Genomic DNA, 1,135 nt, shown 5'->3' with positions numbered 1-1,135 from the left:
GCTGCGGTAGGAGGGCAGGGCGCTGCCGGGGTGCGGGGCGGTGCGCAGGACGCGGGGGGCGTGCGGGGCCAGGGTGCCGAGTAGCAGGGCGAGTTGGGCGCGGGCCAGGCCGGCGCCCGGGCAGGTGTGCGGGCCGAAGCCGAACGGGGCCCGGGCGGCGTGCGGGTGGGCGGGGGCGTCGCGGTGGGCCTCGGCGGCGTGCCGGGCGACCAGCAGGAGGCGGTCGCCGTGGCGGATCCGGTGGCCGAGGACGGCGGCGTCGGCGGCCGCGGCCCGGGGCAGGACCGGGGAGGCGGCGGTGCGGCGGAGCAACTCGGCGGCCAGCGCCGGGGCGTCCTCGCGGGCGCGGTCCCAGAGCTGCTCGCGGGCGCACCAGGCGGCGGCCCGGGGCAGCGCGGCGAGGGTGGTGTTGACGGCGGCGACGGCGAGCATCGCGTCGCGCGGGTCGGGCAGCAGCAGCCGGAGCCGCTCGGCGGCCGCCCGGGCCCGGCGGGCGCCGCCCGGACGGGGCAGCAGGGCGGGCAGGTGCGCGCGGGCGGTGGCGGCCGCGGCGCGCTCGGCGGCGCGGGCGAGACGGACCGGGTCGGCGTCGCTGCCGGTGAGCGCGGCGGCCGTCGCCCCGGCGAGTTCGCGGACGGCGGGGACCAGGTCGACCGGCGCGGTGAGGCCGGCCAGGTGCCGGTCCAGGATCCGCTGCCAGTCCGGCTCCAGCGCGGCCGCCCCCGCCGGGCCCAGCAGGGCGGCCAACTCCCGTCGGGAGGCCCGGTGTTCGGCCCCCTGCTGGTCGAAGAGCAGGCTGCCGCCGGTGAGCCGGGCGGCGGTGCCGCCGGTGGTGTGCTCGGCCGTCCGGTCGAGCGGCACCCGGGTGAGCACCTCGCGGTAGGCGTCCGGGTGGTGCACCAGCACGGTGCGGCCGACCCGGAGCACCGGCCGGTGCCGGGTCGCGGCGAGCAGGGCGAACAGCAGCGGGTGGCTGCGCAGGTACACCGCGCGCTCGGCGCGGCGGGCGGGGGTCAACGGGTGCTCCGGGGGCGGGACTTGGTGGGGATGCGAGTCAACGGGCGCTCCGGGCGGTTGGCTTTGCGAGGTGGCGGTGGGCAGGGGGCCACGGGCGCTCCGGGGGCGGGGTCAACCG

Annotated in this window: 1 protein-coding gene; it reads right to left on the bottom strand. The window is 81.6% G+C overall.

Features of this window, described 5'->3' with window-relative positions:
* Positions 1-1,017 (bottom strand): hypothetical protein (locus IH44_RS0139920; protein ID WP_030464755.1); only part of this gene is annotated, 1,017 nt, incomplete at its 3' end.
* Positions 1,018-1,135 lie beyond the last annotated feature (118 nt).

Origin of the sequence: Kitasatospora sp. NRRL B-11411, assembly GCF_000721345.1 — a bacterium.
GTDB classification, from domain to species: Bacteria; Actinomycetota; Actinomycetes; order Streptomycetales; family Streptomycetaceae; genus Kitasatospora; species Kitasatospora cineracea.
The sequence above is the reverse complement of the archived record's forward strand: the minus strand, read 5'-3'. Positions and strand labels throughout refer to the sequence as shown.